Raw genomic sequence first — 22,352 nt, 5'->3', positions numbered from 1 at the left:
CGCAGGACGTTCAACGATCGAGCCATTTGTTTCATCCCTGGTGTTTTGTTTTTTGAACGTCGGCTCCGGCTGGTGGTGACGCGGCGCGATTACTTCACGCCGCGCATCGCCGGAGAGAATTCGGTTGCTTCCTTGGCCGGGCCGACGCCCCAGACGTCGCGCGGCAACCCGATCCAGGTCTTCGGCCGCTGCGGACGATCGTGGTGCCAGGGACGCGGCTCGAAATAGCCGAGCTCTTCGTCGAGCATCAGATCCATGCTGTAATAGAGCTCGATCAGGTAGCCGTCGGGGTTGTAATGATAGACCGCGACGTTGTGGCCGGGTCCATGCCGCACCGGTCCCCAGAGAATCTGAAACTTGTTGCGGCCGAGCAGGTCACAGGCCTGATGCATGTGTGAGGCGTCGCGCAGCTCGAAGGCGAGATGATGCAGACGGCCGTCAGTGCCGCGAGCAAAATTCATCGCGTGGTGTTCGGGGCCACAGCGCAGGAAGACGAAATTTTCCTCGATGCGGTCGGAGACGCGGAAGCCGAGAACGTCGCCGAAGAACTTGGCGGCCCGCTCGGGATCGGGCGTGTAGAGCGCGACGTGGCCGAGCTTGGTGACGGCAAGGCCGCGGATCGGCTCGACTGCCTTGCAGAACTCCCACCTGGAAAACAATTCGATCCGGTGCCCGTCCGGATCGTCGAAGACAAGCGCCCTCGCTATTCCCGGCGCCGTGTCGCTCCTGATCTCCGATTTGATGCCGAGACTTGCCAGCGATTTCTGCAGGTCGGCCGGATCGAGGCTGGGCGCCACTTCATAGGCAATGGAAGTCAGTTGAGAGACCGCGCCGCGTTCGAGAACCAGCGTCAACTCGTCGGACTCGGTGCCGAGCAGGATTCGGCCGTCGCTGCGCTGGATGACGCCGAGTCCGATGATGGATTGGTAATAGTCGAGCTGCGCCTCGATGTTTGGACTGATGAAAGTGACGTGCCGCAGCCGTTTGACGTTGATCATCTCGTGACCTCTTGAACTCGCATGGCTTGGATTGAAGGCATCGCGCGGCTCTCAATCCGGGGTCATCACGATTTTGCCGAACGCCGCACCGGAATCGAGCAGTTCATGCGCGGCGCGAACTTCCGAGAGCTTGAAGCGCTTGAAGATCGACGGACGGATGGCGCCCTCGGCGAGATAGCCGATCACGTTGCGCATGATCTCGCGTCGGCCTTCGCGGTTGTCATCGTAGATGTGAAAGGAAAAGCAGCGGATCGCGGGGCAGATATCGAGGTACTTCCGCATCTCGCCCATCAGATTTTCCGTCGGCAGTCCGGCAAACGCGTTGTAGGAAACGATGGTGCCCCATTTATCGAGCGCGCCGAGATAGGAATAGAATTCCGGGCCGCAGACGTGATCGAGCACCAGGCTGACGCCGCGTCCGCCGGTCAGCGCGCGTGTCCGGGCGACGACGTCCTCGTTACGATAATAGATGATCTCATCTGCGCCCATCTTTCGCGCAAAGGCGGCCTTCTGCGGCGTAGAGACGGTGCCGATCACCTTCATCCCGGCGATTTTCGCGAGCTGCACCAGCGACGTCCCGACACCGCCGGCCGCGCCGATGACGAGGACCGAGTGGGGTGGCGTAGCGGAGCCGCAATTGTGCAGCAGCGCCCAGGCGACCTGGTAGTTCGGCAAGCAAACCGCGTCCTCGAACGCAACATTGTCCGGCAGCACATGCACGGCGTCAGCCGGGGCGGCGACGTATTCGGCGTAGCAGCCGCCGCGCTGGGCGAGGTCGCGCGCGCTTAGGAGCACCCGCTGGCCGACGGTGAGCCCGCTCACCTGCGCACCCACGGCTTCGAGGATCCCGGCGACATCGTTCCCGGGATTGGCCGGCAGCGGCGGCATCCACTTGTAGACGCCGCTGCGGATCAGCTTGTCGGGCTGGCCGATGCCGAAGGCCTGGGCGCGGATCAGAACGTCCCGCTCGCCCAGCGTCGGCATCGGCACCTCGACATAGTCGAGCGCCTCCGGGCCCCCAGGGCGATGCACCAGTACAGCCTTCATCGGCCGCCCTCCCTAATTTCACCTATTTTCGAAAATATTGCCCATTGCGAAAATTATTGCAACGGGTTTCTTTTTGGCTAGGATCGCGGGCCATGGGGTCGCGAGAGAATCAATGACAACGATAGCCCTTAAGGCGCGCAAGGAATTCGGCAAGACGCTCGCTTCCGACATCGCCCACCGGCTGCGAAACGAGATCGTCACCTGCCAGCTCAAGCCGAATGAATCGCTGAAATTCGATGCGCTGCGCCTGTCGTTTGGCGCCAGCTTCACGACGCTGCGCGAAGCCTTGACGTTGCTGGTGGCGGAGGGGCTCGTCGTCGCCGAAGAGCAGCGTGGCTACAAGGTCGCGCCGGTGACGCTCGAGGATCTGCACGACCTGACGCACGCCCGCATTCTGATCGAGGTCGATCTGATGCGACGCTCGATTGAAAAGGGCGATGACGACTGGGAAATAAGGGTTATTTCGTCACTTCACCGGCTCGCCAAGATCGAGGAGCGGGCCCCGGAAGATTATGCAAGCAATACCGAATGGAAGGCGGCGCACCGCCAGTTCCACGAGGCGCTGGTCTCGGCATCGGGATCGCCGACGCTGCTTGCCGTGCGCAACTCGCTGTTCGACCGCGCCGAGCGCTACCGCAATCTATCGGCCACGTTCAGGCCGCACCCGCGCGACAAAGTCGGCGAGCATCGCGCGCTGATGCAGGCTGCGATCGGGCGCAACGCCGATCAGGCGTGCGCCTTGATCGCCAGCCATATCCAGACCACGTCGGACAACGTCGCCAAATACGCCTCCGGCGTGATCAGCACCGTCTGATTGCCTGCGGCCGGCTGGCGGCCATCTCTCCTCCACAAGTGCTCGGCGGGCGCCGTTCAGGCGGTGGATTTCGGTTGCGTTCGCCACAATTTTCGAAAATAGTCTCTCCTGACGAAATTCCAGTCCACCAGCCCGTCCAACCGAGAAGGATATACGTTCCATGCGGCTGCTTTCATTTCTGAACAACGGCAAGGAGACTTGGGGAGCGATCGTCGGCGACGGCGTGGTCGACCTCGGCAGCAAGCTTCCCCACGCCACGCTGCAGGACTTCATCGCAAGCACCGATTTCGAGAGGCGCGATAGCCTCGTGGCTGGCCACAAGCCGGACCTGAAGCTCGCCGACGTCAAATATCTTCCGGTGATCCCGCGTCCCGAGAAGATCGTCTGCGCTGTGCGCAATTATCTCGACCACCACCAGGAGGCGGTGGCCCATGGCATGAAGCGCGAGATCACGGCATTTCCGCCGATCTTCCTGCGCGTCTGGCGCTCCCAGGTAGGGCACGACGCGCCGGTGATCCGGCCGAAAGTGTCGACGCATCTCGATTGGGAAGGCGAACTCGCCGTCATCATCGGCAAGTCCGGCCGTTACATTTCCGAAGCCGATGCCATGGCCCATGTCGCCGGCTATTCGATCTACAACGACGTCAGCGTGCGCGATTACCAGATGCATGCGCAGCAGATCGCGGCCGGCAAGAATTTCGTCGGCACCGGGCCGTTCGGGCCGTGGATGGTGACGACGGACGAGTTGCCCGATCCGACCAAGCTGAAGCTCGAGACCCGCATCAACGGCAAGACCGTGCAGAAGTCGGACACCTCGCTCCTGATCTTCTCGATTCCGCGGCTGATCAATTACGCCTCCGAAATCTTCGATTTGATGCCGGGCGACGTCATCGCCACTGGCACGCCGGCCGGCGTCGGTTTTACGCGCAAGCCGCCGATGTTCCTGGTGCCGGGCGACGTCGTCGAGGTCGAGGTGGAGAAGATCGGCGTGCTGCGTAACCCCGTCGTCGATGAGGCCGCGCAGTGACAGCCTACGATATCAGGAAGACACAGGTCTCGATCGAGGAAGTCTGGCACGAACGCGGCCCGCGTCGGCCGCAGCCGCTTCTGATCGGCACTGCGCTCGCCGTCATCAACAATCCCTATGCCGGCCGCTATGAAGCGGACCTGATGCCGTTTCAGGCCGGCTTGCGCGATCTCGGCCGGCAACTGGCGCGCACGCTGTGCGAGCGGCTAGGCGGCAAAGGTATTATCGAAGCCTATGGCAAGGGTGCGATCGTCGGCGGCGATGGCGAACTCGAGCACGGCGCAGTCTGGCACGAGGCGGGCGGTGCTGCGATCCGCGAAGTGATTTCGCAGGCCAAGGCGATCGTGCCTGCGGCCAAGACAGTCGGCGCGATCGGCACGCGGCTGATGGTCCCGCTCGGCCACATCGAGGCGGCCTACGTCCGCAGCCATTTCGGCACCGCCGAGATGACGATCTGGGACGCGCCGCGGGGTGACGAGATCGTGTTCGGGCTCGTCATGGCAACCGGCGGACGGACCCACGCGCGCATCGGCGGGCTCTCGGTCGACGCGATCTCAGTGCACGACGGGCAACGATGAGCGTAGCGTTTTCTCGCCCAAATCGATGCCTTCGACCGACAAAACCGGCGGATCGCCAAAATGGACGAATAACCCGGACCGGATATCCGAATTGAATAACGTCTGAGGCTGCCCCATCCCGCCATGCGCATCGCGGGCTAGAATTGAGCGATGCCTAGTTTGCTCGCGCAGCTCTTCTAAGCGTCAGCACATGGACCACAGCCACGATGACTGAGAACAGAAGCAAACCTATTTCAGCGCCGTGAACCTTTTCCGGCGCGTAAGTTGAGGCGACCCAAATCAGCAATCGAACTGAAAGGGCGAACGCCACCATGCCCCAAAGCCCCACTGCATTTGGTACGTACCAAGTTGGCTCGCCGTCGAGCCTCCACTGCATAGCCATGCGAGCGCTCCTGATGCGAGGTCCAAAATAAAGATTGCAGCCGGCAAGAAAGGCGACGGCTGGCCAGAACACAAGGTCAGCAACCAACATGAGTGTACCTTCTAGTGCAAGGCCGCCTCAGTTGGCCCCTTATTTGCCCATTACTAGCCCAAACAGCTTAAGGGGTATCTGAACAGAATTATCAAGCTTGAGCGATTAGGCGCGATTTCCGGGTTTGGCACCAAGCCGACCTGACGTTGATCCTGAGCGACGTCCGCTGTTGAAGCAAAGCGGCAATCGACAATTTGCCCTTAGGTCGGCGTCACCGTTGGCGCCCGCGCATCCAATCAATTACCTTAGGCCAGATTTTTCGATGCGCCTGCCTGCCCACAAGTGGTCCCACGTGCTGAAGCGCCACTCCGATTTCTCGCTCATACGAAAATATCGAAGGGTTCTTCAACGCTCCTAAGACGGACAAGGATGGGACCACTCGGCTTGCATGATCGACAATTGCCGCGACGGGTATTTTGGCCAGCGAGTCGGATCGGGCATCCCGCCCAAGCAAATGAAGCTCGTTGCGCGCGAATCGGTCTTCACGGTAGAGCAGCTGGATTACATCTCGGATCAGTTGGCCGCTGGGCGCGAACTCGTCCAGACTCCAACGAATGACGGCAACATGGATTGCCAGCGCTTCCGGATCCAGCAAGCTTGTGCAGCTATCGCTATAACGCCCGATAACGAATTCTTCCGGTGCCGCGACAACGCTCGCCAGATCGAGCAGACTTCCCGGAACAGCACCGAGCGGCGCTGTTGGCGAAGACAGCACAATCGGCCCTAGCGCTCCGCTCTGTTCGCCGAATTTTAGGGGAGCTTCGACAAGCACGAGTTTGCTGACCAGGTGCGGCTCGATAGCCGCGGTGATCGCGGCAAGGGTCCCACCAAGAGAGTGCCCAACGAAGATGGATGGGCCGCGATGCTCGGTCGCGATCATTTCAGCTGCAAGGCTGAGTGAGCGTATGCTGGATTCAAGGTCCGACTTGCCATCCTGTTCCTCCGGCCATTCGTACAGGTAGACGGCGAATCCCGCCTGGATGAGACGCCGCACCACGCTCACGTCCGGCAACAGGTCGAATATGTAGGCCCGCTTGATCGGGGCGGGTACAATCAAGGCTGACGAAGGGTTCGCCGCCGACTGTGCGTAGCGGCGTAGTCGGAAATCGGGATGCGCAACGCGGTCCCATGCCGTTTCATGCGGCCCGTAGCCCGCACTTTCCAGCATTTCGCCAACTGCCCTTCTAAAGGCGTCGCTAACCGAAAAAATCGGAAACATCGTCTCGCGCCCCCGGGATGCACTTCAAATTGGAGACCCACCCAGCGTTCCGTCCCGTTGACATGCCGCCTTAACATCCATATACCATCCAATCAGATGGCACAAGGATGGAGCTAGGCCATGACGAGCAACGTCCGCGAACTCCGGCCAAAGCCCCCGGAAAGCGAAAAAATCACGATCAATCTCGGCTATGTCGATCTTGGTCAGGTCGACTTGATGGTTCAGGAAGGTTTCTACTCGAACCGTACCGATTTCATTCGAACGGCAATCCGCAACCAGCTGGAACGTCACGCGGACGTCGTCAAACAGTCAACGACCCGAAAAAGTTTGGATCTGGGTCTGAGGCACTTCAGCCGAGAGGATCTCGAAGCGGCGCGGCGAGCCGGGGAAATGCTGCACATCAACGTTTTGGGCCTTGCCAGTATCGCTCAAGATGTCACGCCCGAGCTTGCTCGCGCCGCAATTGCCTCGGTCTGCGTTCTGGGCGCTTTGCAGGCCAGTCCGGCGGTCAAGGCCGCCCTCGCCGATAGAACACGGTGAACGCGATGCTCAGACAGGACATAGTTGGCGAAGCCACACGCCTCACGCGCGCTGGCCGACTCGTGGAGGCCACCACGCTGCTTCAACGCATGCTGCGCGGCGAAAGCGCGCCAGACCCGGAATCGCGCATCGGTCGCCCCGCACTTATTGGACACGAGCCGTCGATCATTGACGCGAAGACCAATGCTATTGAGGAGAACGATAGCCCGGACCTGGCGCGGCCTCCATCCGCTGAACCTCGCATGCTCCGCGAGTTTCTCGATCGCACAAGGCAGCGCCCTGGGTTCAACTTGCGAGCTGTGATTGAGCGCAAGCCGCTTTCTCCGTCAGATATCATGCCTGACGGCACAAGGTTCATCGAAGGAACCTACAGCAATCCGGCGGGAAGCCGTGCCTACAAGCTTTTCATCCCCAGCCGCTATCAGAACCAGTCGCTTCCTTTGATCGTGATGCTACACGGCTGCACTCAATCCCCGGACGATTTCGCCGCTGGTACGAGGATGAACTTCATCGCTGAAGAAAAATCTTGCTTTGTGGTCTATCCGGCCCAGCGCAGCGAGGCAAACCAGGCGAAATGTTGGAACTGGTTTCGCCCAGCCGACCAGCAGCGGGGCAGAGGTGAACCCTCGCTTATCGCGGGCATCACTCGCCAAGTTATGCGCGACTTTTCGATCGATCCAAATCGTGTCTATGTTGGTGGACTATCGGCCGGAGCTGCCGCTGCTGCGATCATGGGAAATACCTATAAGGATCTGTACGCAGCGATCGGCGTACATTCTGGCCTTGCCTGCGGGGCCGCTATTGACCTTCCATCTGCGTTGGTCGCCATGCGACAAGGCGGCGGAGCCAGTCACAGCGTTAATTTATGTGACGGACCACCTGTTCCAACTATTGTTTTTCACGGCGATTGCGACACTACCGTGCATCCCAACAACAGCGATCAAATTCTTGCGCAGTCTGTGAGAGCGATGAACCTACAAAAGAAAGTTGGTCGCGGCCAGGTACCTGGAGGGCATGCCTATACCCGCATGATCCTTAGCGACGCGAATGGGCGCGGAATATTGGAGCACTGGGATATCCACGGAGCTGGTCACGCATGGTCCGGAGGCAACCCTGCCGGCTCCTACACTGATCCGAAAGGACCGGACGCAGCAAGGGAAATGCTGCGTTTTTTCCTCGAGCATTCGCTCCCACAGCGATCAGGTTAGGGTCAGCCCGTTCGCGGCACTTTCGGAAATGACGGGTACGAGCCGACGTGTCAGCTCATTGAGGCAAAGCGGATATACCCAGAGCAGACAGTGTTACAGGACTTAGCGGTGTGGTTGGCTTTGTTAGCTGGACCTCGGTGGCCGAGTACTCAGGGCTGCCTCTTCCGTGTTTCATTGGAAGGAGAAGCGGCTAGATGATCTCCACGCCAGGATCGTTGCCTGGTACAACAAAATCCGGGTTTGCAGGTGACCGTGAAATACCGCGCTCAATGATGCCAGTGACTACCAGCCACTCGTTTGCATTGCCGCTTGCAAAAATTACAAGCGCATCCTGGTTGGGAAGCGCCTGCAGTCGAACTATGAGCTCTTTGACGGTCATCGCGATTTCTCCTGACGACAGGTCCTTGCTAGCCAGTCGTAAGAAATCGTCGCCTCGATCTCGATCCTATCGAGAAGAGACCGTCGTCCACCAAATCAAATGTTAATGTGTAAAGCCGGCTTGTCCGTGACGTAAGCCGGATCATCTCGTCCGTCCAAACCTGGTGCCCCGTTCCGCCTCTTGCGCAAGCTTCAGCCAATCCTCGGCAAGGCGCACCCAAGCCTCCTTATCCAGAGGGCTCATGGCCTTCTCCGCCAGCTCACGGCATTCCTCAGCTTCCTTACGGAACCTCTCCGCGTCGGTTTGGGGCGAGGGTGTCATCTGCAGTTCTTTCCCCCTTCATCTACATGGGTACGGAGCTGTCTGTGGGAACAGCACCGACCTATCCCGCGAAACGCGTCTCGCGATTGGCCGTTCCAAAGAAGATAATCGGCAGTTATATTATTGCTGCGGATCGGCTAATGCGCTCTGCGCCAGATTCGACCGTTCCGCGCCGCGCGTGTGATCACGGAAAGCGGCATAATCTTCTTCTTGCTTGGCCTCGCTTCCGGTAGCGCTCGCGCCGCTTCGGTGTCCATGGCTTGAGCCAGAGTAGCCGGGCCCGTTTGTGCTCCGGCTCGATGTCGACTGGGCCGGCATTTGCCGCACCCTGCGCTCGACCCATAGTGAATGTGCGAGAGCGCTAGGTCTGCTTCTGGGCACTTTCCGGACCGGCGGTGATGTCTGACTTGAGTCCGGAATGCGCGCCTAAGCGGACGTCCACTGACCAGGTCTGAATTTATGGGTTATTCACGCCCTTTAATCAGAATCGGGGGCTAGAATTTCCGCACCAGTTCCGGCGTGATCTCGCTGATCGAGCGGATGCCTAATAGCGCGAGGTCGCGGTCGATCTCGGCTTTCAGAAGCGTGATCGCGCGCTGCACGCCGGCTTGCCCGCCGGCGATCGCGGCATAGAGGAAGGGACGGCCGACCCAGACGAAATGCGCGCCGAGCGCCAAGGCCTTGATCACGTCGGTGCCGCGCCGGATGCCGCCGTCGACCATCACAGTCATGCCCTTCGCTTCGGCTGCGATCTCCGGCAGCGTGCGCAGGCCGGACATCGTGTAGTCGAGCTGGCGGCCGCCGTGGTTGGACAGCATCACGCCGTCGACACCGCTCTCGCGCGCGATCTTCGCATCCGCGGGCGAGACCAGCCCCTTGACGACGAGCTTGCCCTTCCACCGCCTGCGGATCAGTTCGACATGCTTCCAGGCGAGCTGGTCGCGGGCGCCGATATTGCGCATCAGGTTTTTCGCCAACACCGGCGGGCCTCTTGTGGCATCCATGTTCTCGAAATGCGGCATGCCGTGGTTGATCACGGTGCGCGCCCAGGTGCCGAACAGCCAGTGCGGATGGGTGACCGTGTCCCAGAACACGCGCGGCGTGATCGCAAGCGGCACCTGAAATCCGTTGCGGATGTTGTTCTCGCGGTTGGGCGGCACCGGCACGTCGGCGGTGACGACGAAGGTGTCGTAACCGGCCGCTGCTACGCGATCGACCAGCGGCTCGATCCGCTCCGGCAAGCCAGCGAGATAGGCCTGATACCATGCAGCCTGATTGGCGGCGCGGACATCCTCCAGCGTGATCAGCGACGAGGCACTCAGAATCATCGGCACGTTCTCGGCCTTTGCAGCCTGCGTCAGCACGATGTCGCCGCGATAGGCGCACAGCGCCGAGGAGCCCATCGGCGGAATGCCGAACGGCGCGGCGTAGGTCTTGCCGAATAGCGTCGTGGTCTGGTCGCGGCCGGAGACGTCATTGAGCACGCGCGGCACGAAACCGTATTCGTCGAAGGCCTTGCAGTTATCGCGCATCGCGGCGTCAGTCTCGGCGCCACCGGAAATATAGCCGTAGAGAAATTTCGGAATCCGCCGCCGCGCCACCGGCTCGAAATCATCGAGCGAGAGATATTTTTGCATGGCCCGCGGCACCGCGCTCTCGGTGCGGGTCACGGTCGGAGGCGGTGCAGTCAAGCTTGCGGATTTGTCGAGCACGTCGGGCGTTCCACCTTTTTGGTTGTTATGCGAACGGCAGGTTAGCGCCGAGGAGGCGGTCCGCCAAATTTCTGGCCGGCCTTGTTGACGGAATCGCTGACGTCGCCGAGCATTTTTCGCGTCTCGGCGATCACCCGCCCGGACTTCTTGTCGAAACTTTCGATCAGCTCGCGCAGCGAAATCACGGTCGGCAGCAGCTCGCCGCCGTATTTGTCGCTGGCGAGGCTGCCGAGGAAATCCTTTGTCTTATCCATTGCGCCGTCGACCGCGCCGATGCCGGATTCGGCGGTTGCGATGATGGACGTGATTTTCGCTCCATTGTTTGAGAGCGAGGCGGTGAACGTCTCGAAATTCCGCAAAGTATTCTTGATCGCCACCTCATTGTCGGCGATCACGCGATCGACGTTGCGCAGCGCCACGCGGATTTTTTGCTGGGTGTTGAGTGTGCCTTCCGGATCGGCGGTGAGCTCTGGAATGCCGTCCGCGCCCTTTGGCGGCGGCGGCGCCTCATCGGAGCCGCCGGTGAACGAGATCGCGGCGATTCCCGTGAGCCCCTGAAATTCAAGGCCGACCTGGGTGTCGCTCTTCACCGGCGTGGTGCCGTCGATCATGGCGAGCGCGACCACGCGGCGCGGATGGTCGAGTTTCAGCGACACCACTTCGCCGACCCGGATGCCGGCGAAATTCACGCTGCCGCCGTTGCGGAGGCCGGAGGCCGAGCCCTCGAAGACCACGCGGAACGGCACCTTCTGTTTGGCGCTGACGAACCTCTGATAGCCAAGAAACCCGCCCAGCGATCCCCCGATCAGGGCCAGGACGAGCGTGCCGATCATCAGATTGCTGGCGCGAACCTTCATCGAAAATACCTAAGTAAAGCCGGTTCAAGAGATAGCGGATTTGGTCGAGCAAGTCACCGCGAGTCCCTCAACCTCGCCCGCCTGCGGGCAGAGGGAAACGTCAGCCCGCTTGCTTGCGTGACGCGACAAACACCCCGGTCAGCACCAGCGCAAAGCCCAAGAAGTGAAACGCCTGCGGGTGCTCGCCGAGGAAGGCGATCGACATGACGGTGCCGAACACCGGCACCACGTGGAAGAATGGTGCTGCGCGGTTGGCGCCGATCAGCTGCACGCCGCGATTGAAGCAGAGATAGGCGATCGTTGAGGGAAACAGCGCGACGTAGGCGAGCGTCAGCAGGTTCGCCGCATCGATCTGCAGCAGCGGCCGCGCGAACAGTTCCCAGATGAACAGCGGGATCAGGCAGGCCGCGCCGGCGCCGAAGGTGAAGGCGACGAACGACAGGCCGTGGATCGCGGGCCGCTTCAGCGACAGCACCGAATAGATGCCGAAGATCGCGAGCGCCACAAGGAAGATCAGGTCGCCGATGTTGAAGTCGATGCCGGATAGCTTGGTGAGGTCGCCATGCATCAGGATGATGATCACGCCGGCCATCGACAGCAGAACACCGGCGGCCTGCGCCAGCGTCAAGCGCACCCCGAGCAGCACTAGCGACCACACCGCGACCACCAGCGGTCCGGCCGACTGCAACAACAGCGTATTCAGCGCCTGGGTGTGCTCAAGCGCCCAGTATTGCAGCGTGTTGAAGGCGCTGATGCCGGTGACGGAGAGCACGACCATGATGCCGAGCCGGCCGCGGATCGCAGCCCAGTCGTTGACGAGATGCTTCCAGGCGAAGGGCAGGATGATCACGAACGCGAACGACCAACGCAGGAACGACAGCGTCACCGGCGGAATATGGCCGGCAGCCAGGCGCCCGACGATGGCGTTGCCGGCCCAGCACAGCGCGGTGATGCTGAGCAGCAGATAAGGCTGGTTGGCGAGCCAGTTCCCGGATCGTGCGGGTGAAGTCTGTTCGGTAGCCGACATTCGAAGGACCGGTTCATGGCGCCGCGGCCCGCCCGGCGATCGACGCCGGGCCGGAATGTGGCCCGGCCCTTGTCACAGACACCGATTTGCGCCGCTCATCAATGGTGCAAGATGCATCGCGACCATGCAGCCCGCCTTGCCGGCTGTTTGGGGTTGCCAGCGGGCAGGCAGGTATGCAATCAAAGGACGATTGGTTCATGTGACCCAACCCTGGTTTGTTTTGCGGGCACATGCAGTGAGTTATTCCGGACTACTTTCAGTATTGGGCGTTCGTTCGATCGTTGGGACCATGGTTTGCAGGCGAGTCTGCTCTCAAGCGTTTCGCCTGTCGGTGACATCGAATTTTTGCAGATGATAGGTCATTCCTTGAACAAGCCGATGTCGGCCGAAGAAGCCGAAGCCGAAACACGTCACCAGTTTGCCGTTCGCGCCAATTCCATTCTGGCGTTCATCGAATGCGATGAAGAGCAGCGCCCGAAACTGCGCGGGGCCATCATCGAGGCGATGCTATGGGCGCAGACGCAGCCCAAACTCACCAAATAGGATATAGCACTCCGCCGCAGCGAGGCCGCTCACGCCACGAGCGCCCGTGTGATCGCGCCCGCAGCCTTCACGGCGTCGTTGGGATCGAGTTCGATCTGCAGGCCGCGCTGGCCGCCATTGAGGAACACGCTGGTATGGCCGAGCGCGGCTTCTTCGATCGCGACCGGCACGCGCTTCTTCTGTCCGAACGGCGAGATGCCGCCGACATGGTAGCCGGTCAGCCGTTCGGCATCCGCCGGCCGCATCATCTTCGCCGACTTGGCGCTGAAGGCGGCCGCGAGCTTTTTCATGCTGACCTCGCAGTCCGACGGCACCACGGCACAGACCGGTTTGCCATCGACCTCGGCCATCAGCGTCTTCAGCACGCGCGCAGGCAGCACGCCGAGCGCTTCCGCCGCCTGCAGCCCGATGCTCGCTGCATCCGGGTCGTAGTCGTAGGCGTGCGAAGCGAATTTCACGCCGAGTTTTTCCAGTGCTAGCGTCGCACGGGTGGTTTTGGACATGGCCTTTTCATCATTGCCGGATGTTAATGCGCTTATCGCCCGCGCAAGGGCGGGATGGCCAGGATTTTACGGGGATATCAAGGGGTTGGAGCCGTTCTAAGGCCCCCTTAAAGCTGCCTTCTTGCTTGCCTAGAGCACCCGCTTCCTTTATCCGGTGGGGCTGCCTTGCACGCGAACGGCCCCGGCCGTGATTTTGGCTGGGCAAGCTATCGCATGACCCGGAAAAGTGGCTACCGGTTTTCTGGAAACGTCATGCTGGAACCAAGAGATTTGCGGGGAACACCTTAAAAATGGCCAATGTTGTCGTCGTCGGCGCCCAATGGGGCGACGAGGGGAAGGGCAAGATCGTCGACTGGTTGTCGGAGCAGGCGGATATCGTCGTGCGCTTCCAGGGCGGCCATAATGCCGGCCATACGCTCGTCATCAACGGTGAGACCTACAAGCTCGCCCTGCTGCCGTCCGGCGTGCTGCGGCCCTCGAAGCTCGCCGTGATCGGCAACGGGGTGGTGTTTGATCCGCAAGCCTTCCTCGATGAAGTTGCAAGACTGAAGGGGCAGGGCGTCGCCATCAGCCCGGACAACCTGCGCATTGCCGAAAACGTCACATTGATCCTGCCGCTGCACCGCGAGCTCGACGCGTTGCGCGAATCCGCCAATACGGCTACCGCGATCGGCACCACGCGCCGCGGCATCGGTCCGGCCTATGAAGACAAGGTCGGCCGCCGCGCCATTCGCCTGATGGACCTCGCCGACCTCGACACGCTGTCGCACAAGATCGATCGGCTGTTGGCGCATCACAATGCGCTGCGCCGCGGGCTCAATCTCGAGGAGATCGACGGCAAGGGCATTCTGAAAGAGCTTACCGCGCTGGCGCCAAAACTGTTGCCGTATGCGGAGACGGTGTGGCGGCTGCTGGATATCAAGCGCCGTGAGGGCAAGCGCATCCTGTTCGAGGGCGCGCAGGGTGCGCTGCTTGATGTCGATCACGGCACCTATCCCTATGTCACCTCGTCCAACACGGTGGCCGCACAGGCCGCGACCGGTACCGGCATGGGCCCGAGCGCGGTCGGCTATGTGCTCGGCATCTGCAAGGCCTATACGACGCGGGTTGGCCAGGGCCCGTTCCCAACCGAGCAGGACAACGAGATCGGCCGCAAGATCGGCGAGCGGGGCCGCGAGTTCGGCACCAACACCGGCCGCCCGCGCCGCTGCGGCTGGTTCGACGCTGCCTTGGTGCGGCAGACAGTCCGCACTTGCGGCATCACGGGTCTGGCGCTTACAAAGCTCGATATTCTCGACGGCTTCGACACCATCGAGGTCTGCACCGGCTATATGCTGGACGGCAAGGAAATCGATCATCTGCCGGCGGGCGAGGGCGCCCAGGCCCGGGTGGTGCCGGTCTACGAAACCATCGAGGGCTGGAAAGAGCCGACCGCCAATGCCCGGTCCTGGGCGGATCTGCCGGCCCAGGCCATCAAATATGTTCGCCGGGTCGAGGAACTCGTGGGTTGTCCGATCGCGTTGCTTTCCACCAGCCCCGAACGCGAGGATACTATCCTGGTGCAGAACCCGTTTGAGGCTTAACGGGATGTTACCGCAGGGGCTGCAGTATTGAAGAGAAATGGCTGATTATTACCCGCTGATCGCACGCGCTATCGCCGGCCTGGACCCCAATGCTCCAGGCGAGAGCCGCCGTGCGCTCTATGAGCGGGCGCGTACCGCGCTGATCGCGCAGTTGCGCAGTGTTCAGCCGCCGCTTTCCGAATCCGAAATCACTCGCGAGCGGCTGTCGCTGGAAGAGGCCGTGCGCAAGGTCGAATCGGAAGCCGCCCAGCGCGCCCGCGAGGCTTCGCGGCCCGGCGGTGGCGGGGCTGCGCGCGGCGGCGATGCCTTCCGCCGCGCCAATGCCCGCCCGGCGGAAGCGGCATCCGCTTCTGCGGCACCGCCGCCAGGTGCGCCGCGCCCGCGTCCGCCTTCTCAAACCCCGTCGCGCGAGGCCCGTCCGCCGCTTGGCCAGGATGAGCCACGCCCGCCGCGCAATCTGCGTGCCGATGCGCCGCCGCCTAGCGCGCCGCGTCCGTCGCAGCCGCCTCAGATTCCGACACCCGATGGCGCGCCTCCGCCGCCCCGCGAACGCGGTAATGGCGCCCGCCGTGGCCCCGATAACGGCCAGCCGCCGCCGCCCGGCATGCGCGGCTTCCGTGACATCGCAGCCGACGCCGACGATCTTGGCCGTGCCGCGGCGCAAGCCAACCGCAACGCGCGGAAGACCTATGCCAACGTGCCGTCGCCCTCGCCGGAATTCGACCGGCTCGAGCCGAGCATGGAAGACCGCGGCGCCGATCCCGAGGTGCCCTATTCGTATGACGAATCGCAGGCGGAGGCCGACCGTTACGCGTCGCAGCCGCCGCTGCGCGATCGTCCGCGGCTCTCGCAGGATCGCGATCTCCCGAAAAAGCCCGCCCGCGTGGGCGCCGCGTTTCCGTTCAAGGGTGCGATTGCGGTCGGCATCGTGCTTATTCTGGTCGGCGCCGGCATCCTGTGGGGCAAGCAGGTCGTCACAGCCGTGAGCGGCCTGTTCAAATCCTCATCCGTCGTGGAAGCGCCGAAGGATGCGGCCGCGCCGCAGTCGCGCCCGAAGATTCCCGACCGCGTCGGCCAGCCGTCGTCGAGCGAGAACGTGGCGCCGGTTGCGCAGCGCGTCGTGCTGTACGACGAGGATCCGTCCGATCCCAAGGGCAAGCAATATGTCGGCTCGGTGATCTGGCGCACCGAACCGATCAAGGCGAGCGGCAACCAGAAGCCCGACGTGGCCGTGCGCGCCGACATCGAGATTCCCGACCGCAAGTTCAAGATGACGATGTCATTCCGCCGCAACACCGATACCTCGCTGCCGGCAAGCCACACCGCGGAATTGACCTTCATCCTGCCGCAGGATTTTTCCGGCGGCGGCGTCGGCAACGTGCCTGGCATTTTGATGAAGTCCAACGAACAGGCGCGCGGCACGCCGCTGGCAGGCCTCGCCGTGAAGGTCACCGACGGCTTCTTCCTGGTCGGCCTCTCCAACGTCGATTCCGACCGCGCCCGCAATTTGCAGCTCCTCAAGGAGCGCTCCTGGTTCGACGTGCCGCTGGTCTACGTCAACCAGCGCCGCGCCATCATCGCGATCGAAAAGGGCTCCCCGGGCGAACGCGCGTTCAACGACGCATTCGCGCTGTGGGGGGAGTAGCTGTAACGAGCTCAAGAGAGATGCGCTCTTGAGCTGATCTTCGTTACGCCAGGAAATCGATCGTCTCGGCGTAGCCGAAGAGTCCAACGTGAAACGGCCTCAGCGTTGCTCCCGCTGAGGCCGCTTTGCATTCGCCGTCTACTGAAGCGACCGGTCACTCGGCGGCGGCGGCTCGCCTCCGTGCGGCGTGGCCGCGCTCCATCACGGCACGGCAGCCCGGGCTGAGCTGCGCGCGGTGCCTGACCATGCAGGCGGTGATTCGCTGGACGTTGGGCACTTCATGGCCGCAGAACCGCATGGCGTCGCCGGTGCACATCTGCTGCGCCTCCGAGAAGGCGAGGCTCGGGCGTGCGGAAAGTGCCGTCGCCGCAAAGGCGATGGCGAAGAGAAGTACGATCTTGCTTGTACGATAAATAGTCATGAGCCGTTCCCCAAGGGTTGCGTGCGGTGCTGGCCGCTGTTCATTGGGGGCGCTGCACGCGGTTTGCGCTGCCGCACGCGTCGTCCATCACCGGGAACTCACCCGGTGTGGTTGCTCGATCTCTGCCGATGTCCGAATCGAAAAGTGCTGCGCGGCCCCACGCGAATTATGCGCCAATGCTGCGAAGCTGCAATGGCTCGCGCCAACACTTCCTGGACTGTTGCGTGCGCGCCACGTCGATCGAAGCGCAGAAGTGAGACAACTCGGTTTTGACGCTGCGTTTCTTATGTCAGCTCGATGGTTCCGGAGAAGGAACAGGCGCGCGCCTTCCGAACGCCGTCTCAGCCGTGATCGCACAGGCCGGCGAACGGGCGTGCGTCCCGCGCCGAAACGTCATTCGGGGCCGCGCCGTTCATGACGCGGCAGCCATGATTTCGGTTATCCAGTGAGGGCTCCCAAAGCGGATGCTGTTCGGCGCGAATGCCCGCCAGACGGCTGGCGGCCTTCACCTCCCCAAAACTCCGTAAAAATGCGCAAAATCAGCGTTCCGGAACAACCACCCGTTAGGGAAGGCTGAGTATGATCGGCGGCTATTGCTCGCACCCGCCTCATTGCTGTCGTTGAAGTGAAACGGCCGCCGAGACCAGCCTGTCGAATGGCACTCAAATGCGCGTTCATGCTGCTGCCGATGGATCCACGAAGATGCCGGCCATCCGTGCGGTGGAGCGTAAGCTGATGCGGCGAGCCGGCACGATCCGGCGCGAGGCGGCATAGCTATGCCTGCCGCACCGTCGAGCCTGCGCGCGGAATTGAATGGCGCCGAAAAGGAGGGACCCGAGCACGACGCCCGGATTTTCGGCGAGGTGACGGACCTATTCCTGTCCAATGTTGATCGTCTCGGTGAATCGCAGATCGCTGCGGTCGATGGCGTTCTCGCCCACCTGATCGAGCGGGTGGACGCGAAAACCGTGGTCCAGCTCAGCCAGGCCCTTTCCACCATCGACCGCGCCCCGCGCCAGACCATCCGCAAGCTTGCATTTCACGAAAACCACTTGCTGGCGGCGCCGGTTCTCAGACGTTCCAACTGCCTGTTGGAAGCCGACCTTCTTGAAATTGTCAAAAGCCGCAGCCAGCAGCATTTGCTGGCAATATCGGATAGAAAGATCCTCAATGAGGCACTGACCGACGCGCTGATGCGATTTGGCGATGTCCACGTCTCCAACGCGCTCGCGCGCAACGCCGGCGCGCGTTTCTCCGAATGCGGCTACGCGACGCTGGTAGGGCGGGCCGAGCGTGACGAAGTCCTCGCGGAAAAGCTCGGGCTTCGATTGGACATTCCCGGCAGCCTGCTTCGGGAGCTTCTGGGCAGAGTTGCCGACGTGGTCCGCGCGCGGTTCTTGACGGCGTCGCGACCTATTGCGCGGGAGAAAACCAAAGGTTCTGCTGCGGCGGGCGCCGGACCGGGAGACGCGGCCCGGAAGGCGAATGATTATACCCAAGTGCAAAGCGAAGTCGTGGCGCTCAATCGCACGGGCCAGCTCAACGATTCGATCGTGAACCGGTTTGCGGTAAGGGGTGAATACACCCACGTCATCGCAGCGCTCGCCCTGAAGGCCGACGTCAAGATCGAGGCCATCGAACCCTTGCTCGAGCCCGATCGGGTATATGGCCTGATCGTCGCGTGCAAGGCCGCCCGGCTGAGCTGGTCGACGACGACGATGATCGTCCGCAACCGTCCGAACTGTCCGCCATCCACCGACCGGGAACTCGAGCAATGCGTGGCGATCTACGAATCGCTACTGCTGTCGGTGGCGCAGTGGACCATTCGTTTCGGCTCCGACCGGATCCTTGCAAAGAATAACGAGCCTGTGGCGGCTGTAGCGGCTGCCGACAGAAGGTAAGCCAATCTGCTTACGCACGGCGAATGGCGAGGTCCGCATGTGGCTCGTCCACATCCACCAGTACCGCCATCATGCCGGAATGGCTTCATTGGCGCGGTCGCGAGCCAGTGCCGCGTAGTGGCGAAGATATTCTTGCGCCATACGCCTGGCGGTAAACCTCTTTTCGAAATGCCCGCGCACCTGGCTTCGATCGAGTTCGGAGAGCCTTCCGATCGCTTCGACCGCTTCTGCTTCGTCCGCTACGACAAAGCCGGTGATGCCGTTGTCGATGACTTCGGGCACGGAGCCTGATTTGAACGCGATGACGGGCGTGCCGCACGCCATGGCCTCGATCATGACAAGCCCGAACGGTTCTGGCCAATCAATCGGAAACAATAGCGCCGCAGCGCCCGCCAGAAACTGCCGCTTCGCGTCATCATTGACCTCACCGGTGAGCTGGACCTGCTCGCCATCGATTTGCGGCTCGAGTTGTTCCTTGAAGTAGCTTCTATCGCCGCGCGGCACCTTTGCGGCGATACGAAGCGGCATCTTGGCGGCGCGCGCGATCCGGATGGCGGCTTCCGGTCCCTTCTCCGCCGTCAGCCGGCCCAGGAAGGCAAGGTAGGAGCCGGCCTCGAACGACGGCCGAAACAGGTCGGCCGGCAGGCCATGATAGATGGTGCCGATCCAGTTGGCCTCACGCAAGGGAGTGCGCTGATTGTCCGATATCGAAACGAACGGCGCGTCGGGAAAGTGACGGATAACATCCGCAAAGCCAGGCAGGTCCATGCGCCCATGACAGGTGGTCAGAAACGGGACGCCAAGTCGGCTCAGCAGTGGCAAATGCAGCCAATCGATATGCGCGTGAATGACATCGAATTCAGTCGCGCGGCGCGCAACTGCCTCCAGCAGGGCTGCCTGCGCCACCATTGGATCCGTCTTCGGCCGGCCAAGCCGAAGTGCCCGCGGCCAAACGGCATGGAGCTTGGCGGCGGTTGCGGAATCCCCGCTGGCAAACAGGGTCACCTCATGCCCTAGGCTCATCAGCTCATCGATCAGCCACGCCACCACGCGCTCGGTGCCGCCGTAAAGCTTGGGAGGCACGCTTTCCGCCAGAGGCGCTACCTGGGCAATTCGCATCCGCTTTTTACCATCGAGATCGAACCAAACCGTCAAACCACCGGCCGTTCGTATTTGGACAGCAAGTCGAGCCAATCCTCTAATAGTCGGCTCATCAAAAAGTTCTGCCGGACGCTTTCTTTCGCACGCGCGCCGAGCTCCTCCCGCAGCCTCGGATGCTTCAAGAGCTCGACCATTCTTTCGGCGGCCTGGTCGGGCGTGTTCACCAGAAATCCGTTCCATCCGTCCTTGATCTGGTGCCGGATGCCTCCCGCGTCGCCGCCGATGACAGCGGCGCCCTTCCACATTGCCTCGGTGACCGTAAGGCCGAAGCCTTCGCGGATCGACTTCTGCAGGACCACGGCGGCAGAGCGCTGCAGTGCGTTGACCAGGGTTGGATCGTCGACGCTGAGAACAATGATGTCTTCATCGGCGGCGCTCTCGATGTTCTCGAGGATCTTCCCGCCCTCGGGATCGTCGGAGGCATTGTTGCCGACGAGCACGAGCGTGCAGTCGACCTGCTCTCTCGCCTTGCGGAAAGCCTCAATCACGCCCATCGGGTCCTTCCATCGGTCGAACCTGGAAATCTGCGTCACTAGGGGACGATCCGTCGGAATTTTGTAGTTGCCCAGGAATTCTCGTCTCTCGCGATCGGTCATCTCCCGGTTCTTCGCCGAGAACGGATCGATCGCCGGTGTGACGAAGTGCTGGCTGACCTTAAGGTTCTGGCCGTATTCCGGTAGCGAGAAGATAGCCGCGTTATATTGCTCGATGAACTGGCGCAGATAAGTCCAAACCGAGGCGTGCGGCGACGACAGATCCACGTGACATTGCCAGAGCCACGGCATCTCCCGATCGGAAAAATGCGTGATGAGCGGCAGAGGCTGAGGATCATGCACGATGACTGCATCGCAGTCGTCAAGATGAAGCCGCGTGGCATTTTCGAACACGACCTGTTCGTAGATCGTCTTTTCGGCGTCGGAAAATTCCGAGCTGGTGCCCTGCAGCGTATTGTGCAGTTTCTTCGTGCAGCCAAAGAAGCCCGGCGTTCCCTGAATCAAATGCCAATCGGTTTCGATGCCGGTCGCATTCATCATGAGGGTGAGTGGCGTGAGCAGTTCGGTGACGCCTCCGCCGTAGAACGTCGAACTGATATGGGCGACGCGCATCGTGCGCACCCGATCGGCCTTCGCCGCGATGCGCTCGATCGCCGCACTGCCGATGAGCGGCTCGTATTGTTCGAGCGTATGAAGCCCGAGGGTGGACCGTTGCACGGCGGAAGTGAGCATGGACATCGAAGAGTCACCTCTATGGTTCTCGCATTGCGGCAATGCCGCCTCACGCGTTGGTTCTCGCATTGCGGTAATGCCGCCTCACGCGTTCCAAAACTCGGCAAATTCGCAATCGCGGGCTTTCAGCGCCATTGCGAGCGGAACCTGCTACCGGCCTGACAACTTTCCAACCGACCGATCGTTGCCAGATGGCTTGCCTTTCCGGACCCAGGGAATGCCAGTTTTTCCCACCAGCAATAAGTCCGAAAGCGTGTGGAAGTTGCCTCAGCCTAGCGTCCGGCCTTTTCATATTGCTGAACGTTCATTCATCCGCGGTCGGCGCAAGCCGATTCCAACGTTGGTGCCGCCGGCAATTCCCGCGCAATGGGAAGGTGGGCCGTGCAAATTTACTTGGTCCTTGAGCTGCTGTATTGGGTAATCAGCGCCAGGAGGCAGTTCCATGAAACGCTATCTGATCTTCGGAGCGATCGGCCCGTTTGTCGGCGGATTCCTGATGCTGTTCGCGACCACCGTGGCCTCGGGCTACTGGACCGACACCAATTGGACGGAGATCGGCAAATTCCTCGGCGCTTTCGCCAAGACGCTGCAATACAGCTATTTGTTCGGCATCGTGCCTGCGCTGATGATCGGCGCAATCGACGACATTCTCTGTAACGTCAAGCGCATCTCTCCGCTGGTGCGGGTGCTGATCGTGGCTGTGATTGGCTTCACGGCATCGGAGTTGCTCTACGGCTCGCGCGGACCGGATACTGGTGTGCTGCAGTTTTTGCTCTACGGCATCGTCGGCATGGTGCCCGCTGGGCTATCGTCGTGGCTCGCGCACAAATACGTCGACACGCCGCAGCCGGTGCATTCGACGTAGTGCGTGCCATGATCCGTAGGTTGGGCAAAGGCGCGATAGCGCTGTGCGCACCATCTATCATCGAGCACGCTTCCTGATGGTGGGCACGCTTTCCGCCTTCGCTCGTTGAGCTACGGCGGACAAGTCGCTTTGGCCACCCTGCAGCTACACGAACTGATTTGCCGCGCGCACAAGCGAAAATTCAATGCGCGGCTGCGACCAATTGGCACGACGGGCAAATCACTTCTGATTTTCAGAAATCGCGTCAAGCCCAGGAATCAAAAATATTCCGCTTAACTTCGAGAGCAAATCATCTGCATAACTCC

22 protein-coding genes are annotated in these 22,352 nt (G+C 61.6%); 10 read left to right on the top strand and 12 right to left on the bottom strand.

Annotation, left to right across the window (positions count from 1 at the left end):
• Positions 1–89 precede the first annotated feature (89 nt).
• On the bottom strand, positions 90–998 hold the full coding sequence (locus IVA95_RS07295) for a VOC family protein (RefSeq protein ID WP_247509895.1): 909 nt from the start codon (positions 996–998) through the stop codon (positions 90–92).
• A 51-nt stretch (positions 999–1,049) separates the two neighbouring features.
• On the bottom strand, positions 1,050–2,045 hold the full coding sequence (locus IVA95_RS07290) for a zinc-dependent alcohol dehydrogenase family protein (protein ID WP_247509894.1): 996 nt from the start codon (positions 2,043–2,045) through the stop codon (positions 1,050–1,052).
• 112 nt (positions 2,046–2,157) lie between these two features.
• Here IVA95_RS07290 and IVA95_RS07285 point away from each other — a divergent pair, with 112 nt between their 5' ends.
• From IVA95_RS07285 to IVA95_RS07275, 3 genes are all read left to right on the top strand, one after another.
• Positions 2,158–2,859 carry an FCD domain-containing protein gene (locus tag IVA95_RS07285; RefSeq protein ID WP_247509893.1) on the top strand — a complete coding sequence of 234 codons (702 nt, stop codon included), beginning with the start codon at positions 2,158–2,160 and terminating at the stop codon, positions 2,857–2,859.
• Between the two features lie 160 nt (positions 2,860–3,019).
• Entirely contained in the window at positions 3,020–3,886 is an 867-nt protein-coding gene (locus IVA95_RS07280; RefSeq protein WP_247509892.1) for a fumarylacetoacetate hydrolase family protein, read from the top strand.
• Positions 3,883–4,464, top strand: a complete 582-nt coding sequence (locus tag IVA95_RS07275) for an amino acid synthesis family protein (RefSeq protein ID WP_247509891.1) — start codon at positions 3,883–3,885, stop codon at positions 4,462–4,464. The genes IVA95_RS07280 and IVA95_RS07275 overlap by 4 nt, the downstream gene beginning before the upstream one ends.
• A 154-nt stretch (positions 4,465–4,618) precedes the next feature.
• Here IVA95_RS07275 and IVA95_RS07270 read toward each other — a convergent pair whose 3' ends face one another.
• Together IVA95_RS07270 and IVA95_RS07265 are read right to left on the bottom strand one after the other, a co-directional pair.
• The gene (locus IVA95_RS07270; protein WP_247509890.1) at positions 4,619–4,936 is read right to left on the bottom strand and encodes a hypothetical protein; all 318 of its coding nucleotides are present in this window, start codon (positions 4,934–4,936) and stop codon (positions 4,619–4,621) included.
• A 211-nt stretch (positions 4,937–5,147) separates the two neighbouring features.
• Complete coding sequence (locus IVA95_RS07265; protein ID WP_247509889.1) at positions 5,148–6,155, bottom strand: alpha/beta fold hydrolase; 1,008 nt, start codon at positions 6,153–6,155, stop codon at positions 5,148–5,150.
• A gap of 120 nt (positions 6,156–6,275) precedes the next feature.
• On the opposite strand from IVA95_RS07265, the gene IVA95_RS07260 reads away from it, so the two are divergent.
• On the top strand, positions 6,276–6,695 hold the full coding sequence (locus IVA95_RS07260; RefSeq protein ID WP_247509888.1) for a CopG family transcriptional regulator: 420 nt from the start codon (positions 6,276–6,278) through the stop codon (positions 6,693–6,695).
• Positions 6,696–6,700: 5 nt separating this feature from the next.
• A complete protein-coding gene (locus IVA95_RS07255; protein ID WP_247510049.1) occupies positions 6,701–7,903 on the top strand; it encodes a PHB depolymerase family esterase in 1,203 nt (400 codons plus the stop codon).
• 190 nt (positions 7,904–8,093) lie between these two features.
• On the opposite strand, the gene IVA95_RS07250 is transcribed toward IVA95_RS07255, so the two are convergent.
• The 4 genes from IVA95_RS07250 to IVA95_RS07235 form a co-directional block, all read right to left on the bottom strand.
• Positions 8,094–8,282 (bottom strand): hypothetical protein, encoded by a 189-nt coding sequence (locus tag IVA95_RS07250; RefSeq protein WP_247509887.1) that lies wholly within the window; start codon positions 8,280–8,282, stop codon positions 8,094–8,096.
• 815 nt (positions 8,283–9,097) lie between these two features.
• Positions 9,098–10,315 carry an alpha-hydroxy acid oxidase gene (locus IVA95_RS07245; protein WP_247509886.1) on the bottom strand — a complete coding sequence of 406 codons (1,218 nt, stop codon included), beginning with the start codon at positions 10,313–10,315 and terminating at the stop codon, positions 9,098–9,100.
• A 41-nt stretch (positions 10,316–10,356) separates the two neighbouring features.
• Positions 10,357–11,172 carry an MlaD family protein gene (locus tag IVA95_RS07240; protein WP_247509885.1) on the bottom strand — a complete coding sequence of 272 codons (816 nt, stop codon included), beginning with the start codon at positions 11,170–11,172 and terminating at the stop codon, positions 10,357–10,359.
• A gap of 100 nt (positions 11,173–11,272) precedes the next feature.
• On the bottom strand, positions 11,273–12,199 hold the full coding sequence (locus IVA95_RS07235) for a DMT family transporter (RefSeq protein WP_247509884.1): 927 nt from the start codon (positions 12,197–12,199) through the stop codon (positions 11,273–11,275).
• A 15-nt stretch (positions 12,200–12,214) separates the two neighbouring features.
• Between IVA95_RS07235 and IVA95_RS07230 the strand changes: the two genes are divergently transcribed.
• On the top strand, positions 12,215–12,742 hold the full coding sequence (locus IVA95_RS07230; protein ID WP_247509883.1) for a hypothetical protein: 528 nt from the start codon (positions 12,215–12,217) through the stop codon (positions 12,740–12,742).
• Between the two features lie 29 nt (positions 12,743–12,771).
• On the opposite strand, the gene ybaK is transcribed toward IVA95_RS07230, so the two are convergent.
• Positions 12,772–13,245 carry a Cys-tRNA(Pro) deacylase gene (ybaK, locus tag IVA95_RS07225; RefSeq protein WP_247509882.1) on the bottom strand — a complete coding sequence of 158 codons (474 nt, stop codon included), beginning with the start codon at positions 13,243–13,245 and terminating at the stop codon, positions 12,772–12,774.
• A gap of 290 nt (positions 13,246–13,535) precedes the next feature.
• Here ybaK and IVA95_RS07220 point away from each other — a divergent pair, with 290 nt between their 5' ends.
• Positions 13,536–14,828, top strand: a complete 1,293-nt coding sequence (locus tag IVA95_RS07220; RefSeq protein WP_247509881.1) for an adenylosuccinate synthase — start codon at positions 13,536–13,538, stop codon at positions 14,826–14,828.
• A gap of 37 nt (positions 14,829–14,865) precedes the next feature.
• Positions 14,866–16,473 carry a hypothetical protein gene (locus tag IVA95_RS07215; RefSeq protein WP_247509880.1) on the top strand — a complete coding sequence of 536 codons (1,608 nt, stop codon included), beginning with the start codon at positions 14,866–14,868 and terminating at the stop codon, positions 16,471–16,473.
• Between the two features lie 154 nt (positions 16,474–16,627).
• Here IVA95_RS07215 and IVA95_RS07210 read toward each other — a convergent pair whose 3' ends face one another.
• Positions 16,628–16,894 carry a hypothetical protein gene (locus IVA95_RS07210; RefSeq protein WP_247509879.1) on the bottom strand — a complete coding sequence of 89 codons (267 nt, stop codon included), beginning with the start codon at positions 16,892–16,894 and terminating at the stop codon, positions 16,628–16,630.
• A 776-nt stretch (positions 16,895–17,670) separates the two neighbouring features.
• Between IVA95_RS07210 and IVA95_RS07205 the strand changes: the two genes are divergently transcribed.
• On the top strand, positions 17,671–18,795 hold the full coding sequence (locus IVA95_RS07205) for a DUF2336 domain-containing protein (RefSeq protein ID WP_247509878.1): 1,125 nt from the start codon (positions 17,671–17,673) through the stop codon (positions 18,793–18,795).
• A 69-nt stretch (positions 18,796–18,864) separates the two neighbouring features.
• Here the strand turns inward: IVA95_RS07205 and IVA95_RS07200 are convergent, their stop codons facing one another.
• Together IVA95_RS07200 and IVA95_RS07195 are read right to left on the bottom strand one after the other, a co-directional pair.
• A complete protein-coding gene (locus IVA95_RS07200) occupies positions 18,865–19,914 on the bottom strand; it encodes a glycosyltransferase family 4 protein (protein ID WP_247509877.1) in 1,050 nt (349 codons plus the stop codon).
• A gap of 32 nt (positions 19,915–19,946) precedes the next feature.
• Positions 19,947–21,188, bottom strand: coding sequence for a glycosyltransferase (locus tag IVA95_RS07195; RefSeq protein ID WP_247509876.1), 1,242 nt, complete (start codon positions 21,186–21,188; stop codon positions 19,947–19,949).
• Between the two features lie 436 nt (positions 21,189–21,624).
• Between IVA95_RS07195 and IVA95_RS07190 the strand changes: the two genes are divergently transcribed.
• The gene (locus IVA95_RS07190) at positions 21,625–22,047 is read left to right on the top strand and encodes a DUF5413 family protein (RefSeq protein ID WP_247509875.1); all 423 of its coding nucleotides are present in this window, start codon (positions 21,625–21,627) and stop codon (positions 22,045–22,047) included.
• The last annotated feature ends 305 nt before the right edge of the window (positions 22,048–22,352 follow it).

This window comes from Bradyrhizobium sp. 157 (assembly GCF_023073815.1).
Classification (GTDB): Bacteria; Pseudomonadota; Alphaproteobacteria; order Rhizobiales; family Xanthobacteraceae; genus Bradyrhizobium.
This window is presented reverse-complemented; position numbering and strand designations above follow the sequence as displayed.